Source organism: Coleofasciculus sp. H7-1 (assembly GCF_057473865.1).
On sequence record NZ_JBYCCT010000034.1, the window covers coordinates 214,335 to 232,104 of the forward strand.

At 45.0% G+C, this 17,770-nt stretch carries 11 protein-coding genes; all 11 read left to right on the forward strand.

All coding sequences use genetic code 11. The annotated features are described in order from the left end of the window. Positions 1–90 precede the first annotated feature (90 nt). Complete coding sequence (gene clpB, locus AC2VDX_RS09355; RefSeq protein WP_378182636.1) at positions 91–2,751, forward strand: ATP-dependent chaperone ClpB; 2,661 nt, start codon at positions 91–93, stop codon at positions 2,749–2,751. 97 nt (positions 2,752–2,848) lie between these two features. Then, entirely contained in the window at positions 2,849–3,820 is a 972-nt protein-coding gene (gene hpsE, locus AC2VDX_RS09360; RefSeq protein ID WP_378182639.1) for a hormogonium polysaccharide biosynthesis glycosyltransferase HpsE, read from the forward strand. A gap of 207 nt (positions 3,821–4,027) precedes the next feature. After that, a complete protein-coding gene (locus tag AC2VDX_RS09365) occupies positions 4,028–5,188 on the forward strand; it encodes a glycosyltransferase family 4 protein (RefSeq protein ID WP_486928140.1) in 1,161 nt (386 codons plus the stop codon). 52 nt (positions 5,189–5,240) lie between these two features. Then, positions 5,241–6,410, forward strand: a complete 1,170-nt coding sequence (locus AC2VDX_RS09370) for a glycosyltransferase family 4 protein (RefSeq protein WP_378182645.1) — start codon at positions 5,241–5,243, stop codon at positions 6,408–6,410. Between the two features lie 463 nt (positions 6,411–6,873). Further along, positions 6,874–8,883, forward strand: coding sequence for a molecular chaperone HtpG (gene htpG, locus AC2VDX_RS09375; RefSeq protein ID WP_378182648.1), 2,010 nt, complete (start codon positions 6,874–6,876; stop codon positions 8,881–8,883). 209 nt (positions 8,884–9,092) lie between these two features. Continuing rightward, positions 9,093–9,329 (forward strand): 50S ribosomal protein L28, encoded by a 237-nt coding sequence (gene rpmB, locus AC2VDX_RS09380; protein ID WP_378182651.1) that lies wholly within the window; start codon positions 9,093–9,095, stop codon positions 9,327–9,329. Between the two features lie 581 nt (positions 9,330–9,910). Then, entirely contained in the window at positions 9,911–14,713 is a 4,803-nt protein-coding gene (gene hpsA / locus AC2VDX_RS09385) for a hormogonium polysaccharide biosynthesis protein HpsA (RefSeq protein ID WP_378182654.1), read from the forward strand. A 45-nt stretch (positions 14,714–14,758) separates the two neighbouring features. After that, positions 14,759–15,400, forward strand: coding sequence for a hormogonium polysaccharide secretion pseudopilin HpsB (gene hpsB, locus AC2VDX_RS09390; RefSeq protein WP_378182657.1), 642 nt, complete (start codon positions 14,759–14,761; stop codon positions 15,398–15,400). A gap of 79 nt (positions 15,401–15,479) precedes the next feature. Continuing rightward, on the forward strand, positions 15,480–16,445 hold the full coding sequence (gene hpsC / locus AC2VDX_RS09395) for a hormogonium polysaccharide secretion pseudopilin HpsC (protein ID WP_378182660.1): 966 nt from the start codon (positions 15,480–15,482) through the stop codon (positions 16,443–16,445). A gap of 17 nt (positions 16,446–16,462) precedes the next feature. Next, positions 16,463–17,095 carry a pilus assembly FimT family protein gene (locus AC2VDX_RS09400; protein ID WP_378182663.1) on the forward strand — a complete coding sequence of 211 codons (633 nt, stop codon included), beginning with the start codon at positions 16,463–16,465 and terminating at the stop codon, positions 17,093–17,095. Positions 17,096–17,201: 106 nt separating this feature from the next. Continuing rightward, positions 17,202–17,738: a prepilin-type N-terminal cleavage/methylation domain-containing protein gene (locus AC2VDX_RS09405; RefSeq protein WP_378182666.1), complete on the forward strand. Its 537-nt coding sequence runs from the start codon at positions 17,202–17,204 to the stop codon at positions 17,736–17,738. Positions 17,739–17,770 lie beyond the last annotated feature (32 nt).

Sequence of the window (17,770 nt, forward strand, 5' to 3'; positions counted from 1 at the left end):
TTTTATTAGCAATCTTGCAATTAGCCATTGACTACAGATTGTTATACTGGCGTGTGAGACACGGTATTCGACTGAGATTCGTTTTATAAAATGCAGCCTACTGACCCTGCCAAGTTTACCGAGAAAGCCTGGGAAGCCATCATCAAATCTCAAGATGTGGCGCGTCGATTCAAAAATCAGCAGCTAGAGGTAGAGCATTTAACGATCGCGCTTCTGGAAGACCCAGAAGGGCTGACAAATCGGATTTTGAGTCGAGTCAATGTAGACATCCAGGCGTTAAAGTCGCAACTCGAAGCCTTCACCCAACGCCAGCCCAAAGTCGCTGTCGTTGACCAGCTATACCTGGGTAGGGGCTTAGATGTCATGCTAGACCGGGCTGAAGCCTCAAGAACTACCTTGCAGGATGAATTCATCTCGGTAGAACATCTATTAGTCGGCTTCGCCGAAGATGACCGCATCGGACGCCGGTTGCTCAAAAGCTTCAACTTCGATCGCCAAAAGCTAGAAGCAACGATTAAAGAGGTTCGGGGTACCCAGAAAGTAAAAGACCAAAATCCAGAGGCACGCTATGAAGCCTTGGAGAAGTATGGGCGCGACCTGACAGAACGAGCCAAATCCGGTAAGCTTGACCCAGTGATTGGGCGAGATGAGGAAATCCGCCGCGTCGTGCAGGTGCTATCCCGCCGGAGTAAGAACAACCCGGTGCTGATTGGGGAACCCGGTGTCGGGAAGACAGCGATCGCAGAAGGTTTAGCCCAGCGCATCGTCAACGGCGACGTACCCGAATCTTTGAAAAACCGCCGCTTAATTGCCCTAGATATGGGTAGCTTAATTGCGGGAGCAAAATATCGGGGAGAATTTGAAGACCGCCTCAGATCGGTGCTAAAAGAAGTCATCGATTCAGTCGGTCAGATTGTCCTGTTTATTGATGAGCTGCACACGGTGGTTGGTGCTGGTGCCACGCAAGGGGCAATGGATGCCAGTAACTTGCTCAAACCGATGCTGGCGCGGGGAGAACTGCGCTGCATTGGGGCGACGACCCTAGACGAATACCGCAAGCACATTGAAAAAGATGCGGCACTCGAACGCCGGTTTCAACAAGTCTATGTCAAGCAGCCCAGCGTAGAAGACACGGTTTCGATTCTGCGGGGGCTGAAAGAACGCTACGAAGTCCACCACGGCGTGAAAATTACCGATTCTGCCTTAGTTGCCGCCGCCAGCTTGAGCGATCGCTACATCACCGAGCGGTTTTTGCCAGATAAAGCAATTGACTTGGTAGATGAAGCCGCTGCCAAGCTGAAAATGGAGATTACTTCCAAGCCTGTAGAACTAGAGGCAATTGACCGACGGGTGATGCAGCTTGAGATGGAAAAGCTCTCCCTGCAAGGAGAAGGTCAACGGACGGGTTTAGCAGTTGTGGGTGCCTTCCGTTCTTCTCAGGAGCGCTTAGAGCGCATCGAACAAGAGATTGCCTCCCTGAGTGAAAAACAACTTCAACTCAGTTCTCAGTGGCAATCAGAAAAACAGCTGCTGGAAGACATTAACACGGTGAAGGAGGAAGAAGATAAACTCCGGGTGCAAATAGAGCAGGCAGAACGCGCCTACGACCTTAACAAAGCTGCTCAGCTGAAGTATGGACGTTTGGAGGTTTTAGGACGCGACAGGGAAGCCAAAGAAGCCCAACTGTTGGAACTGCAATCTCGCGGTGCTGCCTTGTTGCGCGAAGAGGTACGCGAAGAAGACATCGCCGAAATCGTCGCCAAGTGGACGGGCATCCCGGTTAACCGACTGCTAGAGTCGGAACGGCAAAAGTTACTCCAGCTGGAATCTCATCTCCACGAACGGGTCATCGGTCAGCAAGAAGCCGTTGCTGCCGTTTCCGCCGCCATCCGTCGCACCCGTGCGGGGATGAAAGATCCCGGTCGCCCGATCGGTTCTTTCCTGTTCATGGGACCAACAGGAGTGGGCAAAACAGAGCTAGCCCGCGCCTTAGCTCAGTTCCTGTTTGACAGCGATGACGCCCTGGTGCGAATTGATATGTCCGAGTACATGGAAAAACACGCCGTCTCGCGGCTGATTGGTGCCCCGCCAGGGTACGTCGGCTACGAAGAAGGCGGTCAGCTATCCGAGGCAATTCGCCGTCGCCCCTACTCGGTCGTGCTGCTGGATGAAGTGGAAAAAGCTCACCGCGATGTTTTCAATATCTTGCTGCAAGTGCTGGATGATGGAAGAATTACTGATTCCCAAGGCAGGACGGTGGATTTCCGGAATACGGTGATTGTGATGACGAGCAACATCGGCAGCGAGTATATTCTCGATCTGACAGGCAACGAAGACCAATACGAATTGATGCAAAAGAAGGTGACGGATGCCTTGCGATCGCACTTCCGCCCCGAATTCCTCAACCGCGTGGACGACATTATTCTCTTCCACAGGCTGGAAAGATCCGAACTGCGCCAGATTGTCACCATTCAAATCAAGCAGATTGAGAAGCTGCTAGCCGATCAAAAAATCACCATCGAACTATCAGCATCAGCCCAAGACCACTTGGCGGAAGTCGGCTACGATCCGATCTATGGTGCCCGTCCTCTGAAACGTGCCATTCAGCGTGAATTGCAAAATACACTTGCCACGGCGCTGCTAGAAAACACCTTCGTGAGTGGCGACACCATCTTGGTTGATTGTTTGGACAATACTCTGACTTTCAGTAAAAAACAGCCCGTCAGCCTCCTCGAAGCTCAAATCATTTAAAAATCATCAGTAGAGACGTTGCCTCCACACGTCTCTACTGTTAGTCTGAAAGCAATACAACATCCAAAATTGATGCGACAACGCCAAGAACATATCCGTGGACTTTACTGTAGCAATTTGCACATATAACGGTGCAGAACGTCTGCCCGAAGTTCTAGATCAACTGCTTCATCAAGTTGGGACAGAGGATATTGGATGGGAAGTGCTGGTTGTTGACAACAATAGCAATGACGATACTGCTGCCGTTGTTGCTCGCTATGCGGCAAACTGGCGTCAAAATAGCCAGTTGAGATATGTTTTTGAAGCTAAACAAGGCGCTGCCTATGCGCGATATCGAGCCGTGCAGGAAGCTAGAAGCAGCGACTTGATTGGATTTTTGGATGATGATAATCTACCAGCAGACAACTGGGTAGGTGAAGCTTATCGCTTTGGTTGCGATCGCCCCCAAGTGGGAGCCTACGGTGGAATTATTCATGCCAAACTCGATGAACCACCACCGCCCTACTTTGAGCAAATAAAAGGGTATCTTACTATTTATAACCGAGGTTCAACGGCTTTCCACTACAAGCGTTCGGATAAACCGCGCCGAATTCCTGCTGCACCCGGTTCAGTCATCCGAAAGCAGGCATGGCAAGACGCCATTCCTCCTCCAGAAAAACTTCTAATACCTGGCAGAGACGAGAAAACAATGGCTGCCGGTGAAGATGCAGAAATAATGTTCTATATTCAAAATAGTAAGTGGGAAGTTTGGCACAATCCCAAATTGGAGATTTGGCACCATATTCGCCCAAATCGCTTAGAACAAGCCTATCTACTCAGACTGGCTCGTGGATATGGTCTTTCCAATCATCTAACACGAGTCGCTCGCTTTTATCGCTGGCAGCGCCCCTTCCTACCTTTTTTGATACCATTCTTTACATTACGAGATGGTTTCAAACTATTAACTTACTACCGGCAAAATAAAGATTTTCTCTCTAATGATTTTGTTCAAGCTTGTGAATTTCAGTCCCAATTAGGTCGATTTTATAGTCCTTTTCCAAAATTTTATAAAATATTTGTTAAAAATTAGTCGCTGAAAACTTGATAAGAATAGCACAAGCTACCAACTAGAATATTTTTCATAGTTATATTCGGTCTAGAAAATAATACTTTATTAGGGACAATTACTGGAGAAAAAAGCATTGGGATTTAGGTCTAACCCTTGTAATACATAGGCGTCAAGCTGAAAAAAGCAACAAGTCTATATCAACTGAAAACCAATACTAGAAAACAGGCAATGAAAATAGCATTTGTCACTCAATATGACTTTCTAAAAAAAGGAAACGTTCCTCCTCATCTACTAGGTCACTTTGGAAGTAGCTGTTATATGTCTAAAGCGCTGGAAAATCAATTTGATTTTTTTGAGTGTTTTGATGCTTTAAAAGAAAAACATTCACTACTAGCAAAGTTTAAAAATCGCCTATATAAATATATAACTAAAGCTCCTTATCATTATTGGGCAGAACCATCTGCTAGCAAGAATTACGCTAAGCAAATTTCCCGGAGGTTATTAAATAGCAATCCCGATGTAATTGTGTCTCCAAATATCAACTTGATTGCTTATCTAGAGTCCAAGCAACCTATTGTTCTATGGACAGACTCTCTTTTCTCTGGAATTATGAATTCTTTTCCGGATGGAGTTCCTTGTAGGGAATCAATTAAGAATTTAAATACTATGGATGTATTAGCTTTAAAAAAATGTGAATTAGTTATATTTTCATCAGAATGGTCTGCTCAAGCAGCAATGAAAACTTATAAGGTTAATCCATCAAAAATAAAAGTAGTTCCTAGCGGAGCCAATATAGAATGCAACCGAACGTTAGATGATATTAAAAATATTTTAAAAGAAAAAACTTCAAAGATATGTAAATTACTTTTTTTAGGCATTAATTGGTTTAGAAAAGGCGGTGATATTGCTCTAGAAATTGCTAAAGAGTTAAACAAATCAGGCTTAACTACTGAATTAATTATAGCAGGCTGTCAACCTATCAGTGATGAACCTTTACCAAAATTTGTGCGATCGCTTGGTTTTATAGATAGATCGAAAAAGGATGGTCAGCAAGTACTGGAACAATTATTTGTAGAATCACATTTTCTTATTTTACCTTCAAGAGAAGATTGGACCCCCGCTGTTATTCGAGAAGCAAGTTCATTTGGATTGCCATCCATATCAACAAATGTCGGTGGTATACCAACGATTCTTCGAGACAATTTGAATGGTAAAATATTTGCATTAGATGCTAGTATTGCAGATTATTGTAGTTATATTTTACAAACATTTACTCAAGTTTATGAATATGATAAAATAGCAATTTCTTCATTTAACGAGTATCAGTCTCGGTTAAATTGGAGCGTAGCCGGAAAAACTGTCAAAAGTCTGTTAACAGAATTACTGTAGCTTAAGTGATAAATCAACTTGGTTTCATATAGCATAAAAGTAGGATAGAATCATGAAAGTTGCTTATGTAACAACTTTTGAACTAACCAATTATTCTAAGCCTCCCAAAAATCATGTAGGGATATGGGGAGCAGCTCATTACATTTCAAGAAATTTAGAATCTCAATCTATCATATTAAATCATATTAGTCCCTTGAAGAAAAAGTTTACACTCATAACCAAAATTAAGTGGAGCTTTTATCGATATTTATTTAAGAAAGATTATTATAGCTGGTCAGAACCATTAGTGGTAAGAGATTATGCGAATCAAGTTTCAAAAAAAATATCTGGTTTAAACCCAGATATTGTGTTGTGTACAGAAAATGCACTGCCAATTGCCTATCTTAAATGTGAGCAACCTATTGTGCTGTGGATAGATACAACTTTGGCAGGATTGATTGATTTTTATCCTTATTTGAGTAATTTATGTGATAAAACCAGAAAAAATATATATGATTTAGAAAAATCTGCATTAGATAGATGCAAGCTAGTAATATTTTCATCAAACTGGGCTGCTCAAATAGCTATTAAACTTTATGGTATTAATCCGTCTAAAGTACAAGTAGTTCCTTGGGGAGCTAATATAGAGTGTAATCGAACAAAGGATGATATTCACAAAATAGTGGAATGTAGAATTCCCCGCCCATGTAAATTACTATTTGTGGGTGTTGACTGGCTCCGGAAAGGGGGTAACATTGCCCTAGAGGTAACAAATCAATTAAACCAAATGGGTTTGAATACAATATTAACAGTAGTTGGATGTAAACCGACCCTTAATGAGCCTCTGCCCAATTTTGTTGAAGTTCAAGGATTTATTGATAAATCCACCCAAGAAGGATTAAATAAATTGAATAGACTTATGACTGAATCTCATTTTCTAATTTTACCTACTGTGGCAGATTGTTCCCCCCACGTTTTAATTGAAGCAAATTCTTTTGGAGTACCCTGTTTGGCAAGTGATATAGGCGGTATTACAACTATTATCACAGAAAATGTGAATGGTAAAACTTTTTCAATAGATGCTAGTATCTCAAATTACTGCAACTATATAGTGTCTATTATGGAAAATCATGGAAATTATAAAACACTAGCTATGTCAGCCTTTGATGAGTATCAATCTCGGTTAAATTGGGCTATTGCTAGCCAAATCGTTAAGCAATCATTTATAAACTTAATTTACTAGAGAGGATAAAGTGAAACTTAAATTATATTGAGAGTTAGGCTGCGTTGATGTTCGTCATCAACAGGTCTATGTCTATAATGAACAGCAGTGAATATTTAAAAAGAACAGTTCATCTATCATAGCAAAAAAGCTTTGACGGATGAACAATACTGGCAGATGAAGCTAAAAGTTCACTTGAAAAAATAGGTCTGACATTTGAGAAAAAAATATCGCTCTCTTGAAACTCTATAACTACTTTTTCGTACTGGAAAAGAACACGAACAATTAGCATTCTGAGTGGGGATTGAGCGATCGCGCCCAGTTACAATTTCCCTTACTAAACTAGAAAGTAGGGAAATCCGCATCTCCGGCGGGTGGGAATCCCGTAGGTTTAGACATCCCTTACCCCTACTCAGAACCAACAGCGATCGCTCACAATCAATATTTAAGATACTCGAAGCAAGCGAACTAGAGACTCATAACTATGCTGGAACAAGGCACAATCACGATTCATACCGAGAATATTTTCCCGATTATCAAGAAATCTCTCTACACAGACCACGAAATCTTCTTGCGGGAACTGGTTTCAAACGCCGTGGATGCCATCCAGAAACTCAAGATGGTTTCCTTCGCAGGCGAATTTACCGGCGAACTGGGCGAACCAGAAATTAAAATCGCACTTGACAAAGACAAAAAAACCCTCTCCATCTCGGATAACGGTATCGGCATGACCGCAGAGGAGGTTAAGAAATACATCAACCAAGTTGCCTTCTCTAGCGCCGAAGAATTTATCCAGAAGTATCAAACCAGCGCCGAGCAACAGATTATCGGTCACTTCGGTCTTGGCTTCTACTCCTCCTTCATGGTGGCGCAAAAAGTCGAGATTGATACCCTCTCTTACCAGGCAGGGGCACAAGCAGTTCACTGGTCTTGCGATGGTTCACCCGTATTTCAGTTAGAAAACTCACCGAAAACTGAACACGGCACCACCATCACCCTCACGCTTCAGGATGAGGAGATGGAATATCTGGAACCGATGCGGATTCGGCAGTTAGTGAAAACTTACTGCGACTTCATGCCAGTCGCTATCCAACTGGATGGGGAAGTCATCAACCGGCAAAAGGCACCTTGGAAGGAATCGCCCCAAAACCTGACCAAAGAAGATTATCTAGAATTTTACCGTTACCTCTACCCCTTCCAAGAAGAGCCGCTGCTGTGGGTGCATCTCAACACCGACTATCCCTTCATCCTGAATGGGATTCTCTACTTCCCGAAGCTCAAGCCGGATGTGGATACCACCAAAGGGCAGATTAAGCTGTTCTGCAATCAGGTTTTTGTCAGCGACCACTGCGAAGAAGTGATTCCCAAGTTCCTGCTGCCGCTGCGAGGCGTCATTGATAGCACGGATATCCCCTTAAATGTCTCACGCAGTTCCTTGACCAATGACCGGACGGTGCGGAGAATTGCCGATTACATTGCCAAGAAAGTGGGCGATCGCTTGAAAGAACTTTACCGCGAAAATCGCGACGAGTACATCCGCTGCTGGCAAGACGTGGGCACTTTCGTTAAATTCGGCTCCCTCAACGACGACAAATTCAAAAAGCAAGTCGAAGACATACTGATTTATCGCACCACTGCCAACCTTACACAAGCAACTCCAGAAACTCCCCAAACCGATATCCCAGCCGTTGAAGTGCAATCTCAAGAGGGCGATGTCTGGCAAGAAGTCACCCCAACTCAAACCCCGGCTTCACCACTCAGTCCTCAGTCCACAGTCCTCAGCCCTAACTACACCACCCTCAAAGAATACCTGGAGCGCAACAAAGATCGCCATGAAAATCGAGTCTTTTACTGCACCGATGAAGTCTCCCAGGCGACCTACGTAGAACTACACAAAAAACAGGGGCTGGAAGTCCTGTTCATGGACTCCTTCATAGACTCCCACTTCATCAGCTTCTTAGAGCATGAACATCCGAATGTCAAGTTCTCCCGCGTAGACTCCGACCTCGACAAAACCTTGCTTGACCAGGATAAAGCAGGAGAAATTGTTGACCCCAAGACCAACAAAACTCGCTCAGAACAGATCAAAGAGTTATTCCAGAACGCCCTCAACAAGCCCAAACTGAACATTCGTACCGAATCGCTAAAGTCAGATGACCCGCAAGGAACCCCACCAGCAATGGTACTCTTGCCAGAAGTTCTGCGGCGTCTGCGGGAGATGAACGCGCTGATGCAGCAGCAAAATGTTGAATTTCCGGAAGAACATACCTTAGTTGTGAATACCGCGCATCCACTGATCCAAAATCTGGTTCAGTTGAGCCAAGGCAGTATTATTCAAGGTGAGGGGCGATCGCCTACAGGCGATTTGGCTAATCTGATGTGCCAGCATATCTATGATTTGGCGCTAATGGCTCAGAAAGGATTTGACGCTGAAGGGATGAAATCCTTTGTAGAACGGTCGAATCAGGTGCTAACTCGTCTTACGGAACGCTAGGCGAGTATGGGTGGGCAATTACCCACCCAAGCAATAGCTTAGGTACAATAGACTTCTTGCAATACCAGGGCGACTGAAGTCGCGGCTACACAAACTAAGCCTGCCAGCAGCAGGCTACTACTAATCAGTCCGCGCAGGCGGACTTTGTTTGTGTAGCGCCAGACTTTAGTCTGAGCGTATTAACGAAACCAAAATCTGGAGACTAGACTATGTCGCGCAAATGTCAGCTAACCGGCAAAAAGGCTAATAATGCCTATGCAATTTCTCACTCTCACCGGCGTACCAAAAAGCTACAGGAAGCAAATCTGCAATGGAAGCGGATTTGGTGGCCTCAAGGGAATCGCTGGGTGAAGCTACGGCTTTCCACAAAGGCAATCAAGACCCTAGATTTAAAAGGTCTACAAGTGATGGCTAAAGAAGCGGGAATTAACCTGAATCGTTATTAGTACAGCTTCTAGAGAATCCCTGAGTGCTTATGGCTTCTAGTAGAGACGTTGCCTGCAATGTCTCTACAGTTTGTTATTTATGTGCTGCCTGATACCCCACTTCTGGTACGGGTTGGGCAGTTTCTTTATTTTTTTTACTAGAGGTGATAGGTTTTTCGCAACATCTGGGTATCCTAACTACAGTGAATCTACCCCAAATATTCGTTAAGTTGTGTTAAAGCTAAACGCTATTGCAAAGACAGTTTATAGAGATTCTTAAATCTATCCCTTGAGGGAAGCGCACACCTAGCCTTTGTTTCACAATACGGGACGGACGCCTCTGCTCCGGAAAGGTACTGAAAGATTTAACAAGCGGTTGAACATCTGAGTGCGTAGTTTCCCGGTTGCCTATCAGAACTTGGGTTGTTAAGACAGAGGAGAAGTGCCAAACTATAAATTTTTGATGAAGCTTCCCCTCACCTCATAAAAAGCAAAATTTCAGGCAATCAGCCTTTTCTCAATCCTTTCGACGCCAGTTCTTAATTTTTTAAGTTTTACACTCTTTATTCCACCTATCTCTCACCTTTGCCAGGAAAGCAGCCATGTCATCCCGCAACAAGCTAGTTAAAGCTATCCAGAATCTTTTCCGACAAATGATGCAGCTAGCAAGAGTGATTACCAAAACGCTCATGAATTGGCTCTTGCGGAGCTTGCTGATCATCGGTCGTCGATCAAAGCTTACTACGGCAGGATTTCTGCTGCCAACCGTCACAATGGTGATCTTGGTGGTCATATTGCTCACCACTGCCATGATGTTCCGAGCCTTCGATCGGTCTAAAAACGCCAGCAATATTCGGGTAGATACAGCTGTTCTGGCGGCTGGGACTCCGGCAATTGACCGCGCTAAAGCTAAGATAGCAGCTTTATTTACTGACCCCACCCTGCCGCGCTCAACGCCTGGAGATAGCCCACTATACGAGGCTTTGACCAGCAATATTAAAGCATATACGCTGGGTGATGAGGTTCCGTTGAAGCTGGGTTTTGATATAGATAAAAATGGCGGTGCGTTAAATGAAATAGGTCAGCTGGAAAAGCAAGAAACCTTAAAAACTGCATGGAGATATCCAGTAGATACAGATAACGATGGTAAGTTTGATAGTTTCACACTATACGGCATCTTCTTTCGGAGTCCTACTCGCACCTCTGGGAACTTTGATCGACCCCGAAAGCCTCTAGAAGCCAGAACCCCGCCATTGGATGATAGCTCAAGCAGCGCTCAATGTCCGGCAGCCCAAGGCACTAGCGCTAGTTTAGTAGGGGACACGAACTGGCAAAAACTAGGCTCGAAGCTGAAGAAAAGCTTCTATGTTTTCACTGCTACTGTACCGATTACAGATAAAGCGAAGGTGGTTCTCGGTCCGGATACGGATACGAATAAATATCAAGAAGCAAAAACCAAAGGTTTTTCAGCTCTGGAGTTTCAACAAGATCAAACTCGCATTCCCCTCACTAACAATGCGGTTGTGTATGAAGACGACCTAGAGATTGCACCAGGCGCTGGTTTAAAGCTGAATGGACGTATCGTTGCGAATGCTAACTTGCTAACTGGTAAGGTTTTTGAGGATATCAAGCTGTATCAGGTTAGTAGTCCAGATTCTTGTTTTTTTGAGGAAGAAAATAGCCGAATTGTTGTGGGTGGTAATGTAGGCAATGGTCGTATTACTGGTGAGGGAGAAGGGAATGCGGTTCAGGTAGATTTATTTAACCCAGATGCTAAGGTTGGTGCCACTCCGGTTAAAGTTGATATTAATAGTACTAATAAGTCTGTTACGGAAGCAGCAACTGACATAGCCTATAACAGTCAAGCGTATGCTGAGCGGTTGAACTTATTAGTAGTTGCACAAGTTCCTAAAGCTGATACAACAGATCCATCGGAAGTTAAGAATAATATTAGCAAGCGCCAAACAGCGGCTGGCAACACTTTAGACCCAGTCAACTTACGGCGAGAAGAACTGGAAATCTACTTTGGGAAACGCCTGCGCCGCGTTCCATTTAAGGAAGTTGCTTTTGGTGCCAGTGGGGTAGGTACTGAAACGGCAGGCACTGTGCTGCTAGGTAGCGGCGATTCTTTAAGACCCCTGGATAAGTGGGTATATCCGTTTGATTTCACAAATAATAATACTTCTAATACGGGTTTGACATTGCAGCTTAATAAGCTAGCGGCGACAGAACCGCAAAAACAGCAGGAGGTTTATAAGGGTCGGGAAGATAAGATTGGCGATCGCATTTTGGTCGGTAACAACCTGCCTTTCCTCTGGTATGACACCGCAACAACAAAGTTCATCGGGAAAGACTCGCCTCAAAAAGTTCTACCTACGAACAACTGGGATGACGTGGGTAACAACCCCGCTACTCAGGCTCGTACCCGCACCACCCGCGTCGATAAGCTTACGAATCTAAATGCGGCTGTCACGGAACGGGACGGTTTAATGGAACAAAAAGCCGCTGAGGCAAAGCCGAATCCGCTGGATAATCAGGGTGGGTTGCGTATAGTCACGGGTGCAGGAATTTATGTCGATGATGATGGGGTTGTTTTAAAGGGAGTACCCATTAAACCACGCGTCCCAAACTCCTTTTTGCCGACTCCTGCTCTTAATACAGGTGTGACTCCGCCGCTTAACCTTAATAAATCTCCTGCTTTTCCAAACATCTATGTCTGGCCTGATTCCATGCCCATGACAGTTGGAGCTGTAGGGGCAGTAGGGGTAAAGGGCGACCTGCTCATGAGAGCCACGGCTGTTTATCACTACACGCAGGGAGCGGGAGCTGCTCAGCTACCAATTGCCTGTGTGAGTAGCTACTACAATCCTACAAATGCGATTACTGCCCAAAACGAAAAGGCTCTGTTAGCAAACTGGATAAATCCTTCAGCTGACAAAACCGCAGGCACACTCGCAAGTCCGGGTGGATTGGAGAATGGCAAGTCCAACAACGGCATCGTTTATGCTTTTCCTGGCAGAAATATCGCCGCCAATTTGCCTCAGTTAAACCGGCAGGCACAACTGGTATTTCCTGATGGGCGGATTGCTAATGAACCATTAAGAAATGCTTTGGAAACAAATAGTCTGGGTAAGGCACTGTCGCTAGCTGAAAATTCAGCAATTGATACAGCGATTTGTGCTATAGAGCTTTTAAAGAGTCCTAGCCCCGCGCCGATGGGCGCTCCGCCAGTCCCTCATGGAGCTATCTACGAAACAACATTCCTTGACGCCAGAGAGATAAAATCCATTGGGACTGCCGTAGACCCATTCAGTACAAACTACGATCGCAGCCTTGAATTGCGTCAGCCTCTAGAAGTTCGGGCTACGGTATTAGATGTAAATTTACTGCGGACAAAAACAATTGCAGGTGGCCCTGGTGGTCAAGAGTATCTGATACCCAATAGCGGCATTATTTATGCTACTCGTGATGACGCATTACTAGATAAAAGCGACAACAGCAAGCTAGTAAGCCCAACTGACTATAAGCTCGACCCAACCCGCCGTCCCAATGCGATTGTATTAACAAATGGCAGCAATTTAAGCCGCCAGACGGGTTACAGACCCGAAGAAAAAGGGTTTATCTTGGCTAGTAATTTGCCCGCTTACGTAAAGGGGGACTTTAATTTACATAGCAGCGGCGAAGAGTTTAAAGGTGGCAGCTTGTTGGCAGATACTTGGAGCAATTTCTACGCTCGTACCGCTGCGACTATAAACGACAACTTCGCCTGTCGCACGGGCGATCCTAGGCTTCCTAACGACAAATGCACAACAGGTGATACGTGGCGTTCGGCAACAGTTTTAGCAGATGCTGTCACCCTGCTTTCTAATAATTACAGGTTTGGTTTCCGGAATGAGGGAGACTTTGACCTGAGAAATAATGTAGGCAACGCGCCTGTTGGCTACGACTTTAATGGCAACGGCAGTATCTCCCCAGCAGACCCAGTAAATGAGACTGTCGTTGGCTTTGACCTCAATGGGAACAAGAACAGTACTGACATTAGCGTTCTTGAGACACAAATAACAGCCACAGCAGTTCAGAAACTAAATGGCTTCTTTGACAATAACTTTCTCAGCAGTGCTGATTGGTTTCAGCCAGCAGATGGCTTTCCTAAAGACTTTGATATAGCTGCTACTGCTACTGGAATTCAGGGCAGTTCCTATGTCAACAACTTTGTCACCCCAATTCAGCGACGGGTGGTAGGTTTCCCAGAGTATTTGATGGAAATGTGTACGAAAGTGCCTGTTTCGAGCTGTACACCTGCTGACTGGAGTGTTGATGGTGCAGGAATGAAAGCATCAATTCAAATAAATGCGTCGTACGACGTCATAGGAATGCATAAGGCAGGCACAACAGCGGATCTTGCCTACGACTCAGACTTGGCTGATTCAAATCCAGAATTCCGACGATATGCTCGTCGCGTGGCTTTTCAAAGGACTGGCGGTAACCTAAACCTTGATGCCAATAAGCATCCGATTCCTCTGGGAATTGATGGTGTAGGTAAAATTCAGGCATTTCCCGGTGCTGGTGTCCTACCTCGGATCAAACCTAATGCCCCGACTCTGTGGTATCAAACGACTCCTAAAGCTTCGTACAGTGGTATCCCGCTACCGGCAACAACTAATTACGCTGCAACTAATCCACTGTTTTACAAAACAGCTAATGGACTAAAATTAATCGGAAACGATCCGAAAGAACAGCCACTGTTAGTACCCGTTCTGCAAATACACACACCGACTGGTACCCCCGGTAGCTCTAGCTTCAATCCACTGGGTATATCTACAGATACGGGCAAAAACTGGATGCAGACAGCTACTGAGACAAAATCTAATTTAGTAGCGATCGCTGGCGATACACCTGCACGTCCCACAGAATCAAACGGCGGTTTGGAAAACTTTGTGCGTTTCTTAGAAAACTGGGAAAACGTTAACAGCCGGATTAGTGGTTCATTGATCCAGTACAAACGCAGTGCCTACGCTACAGGTCCTTGGCAAACAATTCAACTAACTGGTTCTACCCCCAAGGGAGAAACAACTTTGTTCGGCACAGACTACCGACAGGTTTATAGAACTAGAAATACCCCACTCTCCGGGAGCAGCACTGAGGGGATGTCGCCCTTCTACTACCCACCTAACCGCCAATGGGGTTATGATGTGGGGCTGCTGTCTCAGTTGCCTGACTTGATTACGCAACAATTCACGCAACCGCCTACCACTCCCCCTAGCGAATACTTTAGGGAAGTAAATCGGGACGATCCGTGGATTGAAACATTATTGTGTGCGGCAACAGCCGATGCTCAGGGTAAAGCTGCGGGAGCAGCCATTAATGCAAACCAGCGTCCCAGTAACTGCCCCACCATTCCATAACAACTGACAGAGCCTTGTCCAGAACCTATGTGGATCTAGCTAACCATGATTAAGCGCAAGCACAAGCAAGTTTCCTCACCGTCAAGCGAGACTGGTTTCACCCTGATTGAGTCGTTACTGGCTATTATCGTGGTTGCGATCTTGATGACAGCGATCGCGCCAGTCATCGTTCTCTCCACAGCAACCAGGCTACAGGCTAAACGGGTGGAATTGGCATCTAAAGCCGCCTCAACCTACATTGATGGTGTCCGTTCTGGAACTGTTAAGGCTCCAACTGTCAGCACAACTATGAAGTTAGAGGCTTTACCTCCTCCCACTTCCGGAACTTTGACCTGCACCAATATCGTAAATGTAGGTTATTGCACTTCACCAGATAACTTATACTGCGTTAATGGTGACAGTGTTGATAAACCTGGCTGTACCACAGATAGCCTTCAAGACATGATAGTTCAGGGATTTGGGTACTCTAATACAAGTGATGCCAGCAAAGGCTACAGCCTTGGTGTGCGAGTTTACAGAGCAGATGCCTTTAAGAGCGGTACGACGTTGGAAAAAGGTCAAACCCAATCTAGTTTTGGTGGGGGAGTCACAGCTACAAAACCACTCGTAGAAACAACCACGGAAATTGCCCCAACAGGTAAATCCTCTTTGAATGATTTGTGCGCTCGCACCAACGGTTGTAAGTAGAGGCTGGTTTGGAGTAAACAAAGCGAATTTCAAATTCTTTGACTGCTCTATATTGGTCAGCAAAAGGGGAAACAGCAGCATGATTAGTCCACTCGAATTTATTCTTAATACTCAGCTAAAACTAAAGCGCTCTTATCTGGGTCGGAAAACAGGCGGCTTTACCCTGATTGAACTGCTGGTAGCTATGATTATGGCAGCTCTAGTAATAACGCCTTTGCTAGGGTTCATGCTCAACATCTTGGAAACAGATCGCAAAGAACAGGCAAAGGCAAACACTGAGCAAGAAATTCAATCAGCGCTTGGCTACATCGCCCAAGATTTGCAAGAGGCAGTTTATATCTACGATGCCGATGGGTTAAATAAAATCAAAGCCCAATTACCACCCGCATCTGGCACCTCCCCTGGTTGTGCTACTGGTAGCAACTGTACCCCTGTCGTCGTATTCTGGAAGCGGGAAGTAAAAAAAGGTGTGATCCCTGTAACGGGGGCAGCTAAAACTCAGAGTGATGATGCTGTAGTCTATTCTTTGGTTGGCTACTATCTAATTAAAACTTCTGACAATACGTGGTCTAATAAGGCTCGGATTGGGCGATTTCAAATTGAGGATAGAATAAAAAATCCCAAAAATACTGTGGCTCTGGCTAGTAATTCCTCAGCGTATCTTGGTACTGAAAAGGCTGAAAATAAGGGTTTTAAGATGTTTGACAGCACCCTGTCGGGTGGCATCACAAGCATCATGACTCAGTGGACAAAAGGCGCTGCTGCGTATGAGGCTCCTACACGCATCCTAGTTGATTATATTGACTCCGATTCAGCTATAGGAATTTGCCAACCTACTACAGGACAGCCGACAGTTAAACCTATTGGAATAAACGGCTTTTATGCTTGTGTCGTAGATCCAGCTCAAGCCCTAGCACAAGTGTTTATCAAAGGAAATGCCACAGCTCGATTTAAACCAGATGCTACTTGCGATACCAGCACGCCTGGTACATCTTGTCCATCTGTAAGTGTCCAGGTAAAAGGTCGAGGTTCGCTGGGTCTTTAATAAGCAAAGAGGAAATTATGAAAAGCTTAGTTATATCAAAGATATTACAGCGATCGCGTCTAGTAGAAGTAGCAAAGAAAGATTGGCGTAGGGACAAGCCAACTGCCTCTAACTCTGGATTCACGATGATCGAGTTACTGGTAGTAATTATAATCATCGGGGTTTTGAGCGCGATCGCAGCTCCTGGCTGGCTTGCTTTTGTGAACCGTCAACGGATGAATGCAGTTAATGATAGTGTCTTGCGAGGGCTTCAAGAAGCGCAACGAGAAGCTAAGAGGACAAAACTCAGCTATAGCATTAGTTTTAAAACCCTGCCCAATCAACTCCCAAAATTTGTCGTTTATCCTGCTGGCACTACCCCCCTTACTGCTAGTACTCCCCCTGCTGACAATGACCCTCGATGGAAGACTTTAGCAGAAAATCAAGACATCAAGCCCGATCAAATTAAAGTTATTGCTAGTCCAAACTCATTCACATTTGACTATCAGGGCAGAGTCAGCGATCTAAACAATCTACCTGCCCCCGAACCAGATCCTCTATTGAAAGTCACTGTATCTGTTGCCAACAGCTCTAGTGTAAAGCGATGCGTCAAAGTGAGGACTCTTGTAGGGACAATTCAAACTGGAAAAGATGCTGCTGAATGTAATTAGTTAAAAAACTAGGGTTATCCCAAAAATCCGTGAAGCTACGGAACTCAAAAGACACACCGAAAGAGGAAACTTGAGAAGTTGGGTGCGTCTTTTTTAGTTCTAGCTAATGCGTAAAAAGTTATCTAATTGCTCCAGCGGTGGGTTCACGCTGATAGAGAGTTTAGTCGTAATTTTAATAATAGGGATCTTGAGCGCGATCGCTGCCCCAAGTTGGCTAGCATTTTTAAATGCTCAACGCCTTAGAGTCGCCCAAAACCAAGTTTACCGCGCGATGCGAGAAGCCCAAAGCAATGCCAAGCGAGACAAAGTTGCTTGGGAAGCCAGCTTTCAACAACAAAATGAAGTCGTTCAGTGGGCAGTTCACCGTGCCGGTATCAACCCTAGCGCCGGACAATGGCAGAATTTTGAGCAAAATATTCAAATAGACGCTCCTAATACCACCTTAGCTTCACAGTCATTAGGTAGTCCGCGCCGAGTCCGGTTTGACTACAGAGGTTGCGTGATTATGAATCCGCAAGAGAACTTATATCTGGCAAGGCTAACACTGAACATTAAGAATGGTGGGGAAGTCAAACGGTGTGTATTTATTTCGACCATTCTGGGAGCGATGCGAACAGCGCAAGATAAAAGTTGTAAAGTGTAATCTGTGCGATCGCGATGATGGCTCAGTAGTAG